Consider the following 2565-nt stretch of genomic DNA (forward strand, 5'->3'; position numbering starts at 1 on the left):
CAGGTAGAAACTGAGGAATTAGCAGTGATGGTGGATACTTTTAAACCGTTGAAACTTACTGAAGAGGCCATGAAAATAGCCGATGAAAGCTATCACACATCATGGTTAGAATAAAATTAATTAAAGAATAGTTAAAAATATTAATATGACTACTGATAACACATCATTGAAACTTAAAAAGGTAATGGCCGAGGCAGAAGACTTTCTGCCAATACTGGGCACCGATTTTGTTGAACTCTATGTTGGGAATGCTAAGCAGGCTGCTTATTACTATCAACATGCCTGGGGCTTTGAGCCTATTGCCTATTCTGGTTTGGAAACGGGTAGGAAAGATCAGGTTTCTTATGTATTACAACAAGGGAAGATTAGAATTGTTTTAACCTCACCTTTAACACCTGATGGAGATGTTAATGCTCATATCAATAACCACGGGGATGGGGTGAAAATGGTCGCCCTTTGGGTAGATGATGCCCGAAAAAGCTATGAAGAAACTACAAAAAGAGGAGCGAAATCCTACGTAGAACCTTATGAGCTGGAAGATGAAAATGGGAAAGCTGTAATTTCCGGGATTCACACCTATGGAGAAACTATACACCTCTTCGTTGAGCGCAATGAATATACTGGGCCGTTTTTACCCGGATATAAGGCTTATGCTTCCAGGGTTGAAACCAAAGGTGCCGGTCTCAAATACATAGACCATATGGTAGGGAATGTAGGTTGGAATGAAATGAACAAATGGGTTGAATTTTATGCGAAGGTTATGGGATTTGCCCAAATGGTTTCCTTTGACGACAAGGATATTTCTACCGATTACACAGCCCTTATGAGTAAGGTGATGAGCAATGGTAACGGAAGAATAAAATTCCCAATTAATGAACCAGCTGAAGGAAAGAAAAAATCGCAGATCGAAGAATATATAGATTTTTATAATGGGGCGGGAGTGCAGCATATCGCTTTATCTACCGATAATATTATAGAAACCGTGACCGCACTAAGAGATCGCGGAGTAGAATTCCTATATGTACCGGAGACCTATTATGATACTCTTCTGGATAGAGTTGGGGAAATCGATGAAGAACTTGCACCTTTAAAAGAACTGGGAGTTTTAGTAGACAGGGACGATGAAGGGTATTTACTGCAAATTTTCACCAAGCCTGTTTTAGACCGACCAACAATGTTCTTTGAGATCATTCAGCGGAAAGGGGCTCAATCTTTTGGAAAAGGAAACTTTAAAGCCCTTTTTGAAGCGATTGAAAGAGAGCAGGATTTGAGAGGTACATTATCTTAATCATAAAATAATTCCAACTTAAAATATAATTAAATGAAAGATTAAAAAAATCGCATCACTTTAGTTAAAGTTAATTTTTTTATTGCTGGTAAAGTGTGGTTTTGGGATTTTTGCACTCGCATTTTTGGAGTGGTTACCAAAACAATGTGATTTAATTTTTTTCATAATTTAAGTTTTAGTTGGTTAATAAGACAAAAACCTCATCATTAATTTGATGGGGTTTTTTGTTTTAATACATTTGGAATAGAAATTGTAAATACTGGTAGTGTAAAACAAATTTTACTTATTTCAGGAGACCTTAAACCATGAAAAAAATATTTACAATTCTCACCATCCTAATTAGCGGCCTTGCAATGCAAGCGCAATCTCAACAAGCTTTTGAAGCCGGCGAATGGTTTCGTTTCCGGATTCATTACGGTCCTTTTAATGCGAGTTTTGCCACCATGGAGGTTGAAGAAACCACGCTTCGGGATAAAGCTGTATATCATGTAAAAGGTCGCGGAAAATCTACAGGGCTTTTACACCTCTTCTTTAAGGTAGATGATGATTATCAAACTTTCATAGACAAGAATGACGGAAAACCTTACAAATTCATCAGAAAAATAGATGAAGGAGGGTACACCAAAGATCTGGAAATAGATTTTAATCATACTAGTAATAAGGCACACGTATTCGACAAAAAGCATGGAAAGAATAATACGTATACCGTCCAGGAAAATGTGCATGACATGTTATCGGCATTTTATTATATTCGCAACAATATTAATAGCGATGAGTTGAATCTGGGTGATGAAATGAATCTCAACCTTTTTATAGACGATGAAACCATGAATTTCAAGCTGAGGTTCCTTGGTCGCGAGGTGATCAAGACAAAGTTTGGAAAGGTGGCAACCCTTAAATTCAGGCCCTTGGTTATGGCTGGAAGGGTGTTTAAGGAAAAGGAGAGCCTTACTTTTTGGGTTTCTGATGATGCTAATAAATTGCCGGTAAAAATTGAAGCCGATCTAAAAGTTGGATCACTTGATGCAGACCTTGACGCTTATAAAGGACTAAAACATCCTTTTAGAATAATTGTAGATTAACATGGAAATCAAGCCCGAGATTGCCGAGAGAATTGCCAAACTCGAAGAGAAATTTAAAAATTCCGGGCAGGACCTCGGTTCCTATCTTGATGGGCTCTTATACGATAAATACCTCACCTATTGGGATTATATCAGTATTGACACTCTCTTAAGTCTCCAAAATACCCTAACGCATTTTCCCGATGAGAAGATCTT

General features: G+C 37.7%; 2 protein-coding genes and 1 pseudogene. All 3 read left to right on the plus strand.

Annotated features, from left to right (window positions below; translation table 11 throughout):
* The first annotated feature begins 145 nt into the window (after positions 1 to 145).
* Positions 146 to 1288: a 4-hydroxyphenylpyruvate dioxygenase gene (gene hppD / locus ACESK1_RS12970; RefSeq protein ID WP_372920597.1), complete on the plus strand. Its 1143-nt coding sequence runs from the start codon at positions 146 to 148 to the stop codon at positions 1286 to 1288.
* 305 nt (positions 1289 to 1593) lie between these two features.
* Positions 1594 to 2370 carry a DUF3108 domain-containing protein gene (locus tag ACESK1_RS12975; protein WP_372920598.1) on the plus strand — a complete coding sequence of 259 codons (777 nt, stop codon included), beginning with the start codon at positions 1594 to 1596 and terminating at the stop codon, positions 2368 to 2370.
* Between the two features lies 1 nt (position 2371).
* Positions 2372 to 2565 (plus strand): annotated as a pseudogene (locus tag ACESK1_RS12980) (tryptophan 2,3-dioxygenase); the annotation flags it as partial.

The sequence above is a fragment of the Salegentibacter sp. genome (genome assembly GCF_041642575.1).
GTDB lineage: Bacteria > Bacteroidota > Bacteroidia > Flavobacteriales > Flavobacteriaceae > Salegentibacter.

Coding starts and splice junctions, on each gene's coding strand:
- hppD (WP_372920597.1), top strand. CDS start 146: ATGACTACTGATAACACATCATTGAAACTTAAAAAGGTAATGGCCGAG.
- ACESK1_RS12975 (WP_372920598.1), top strand. CDS start 1,594: ATGAAAAAAATATTTACAATTCTCACCATCCTAATTAGCGGCCTTGCA.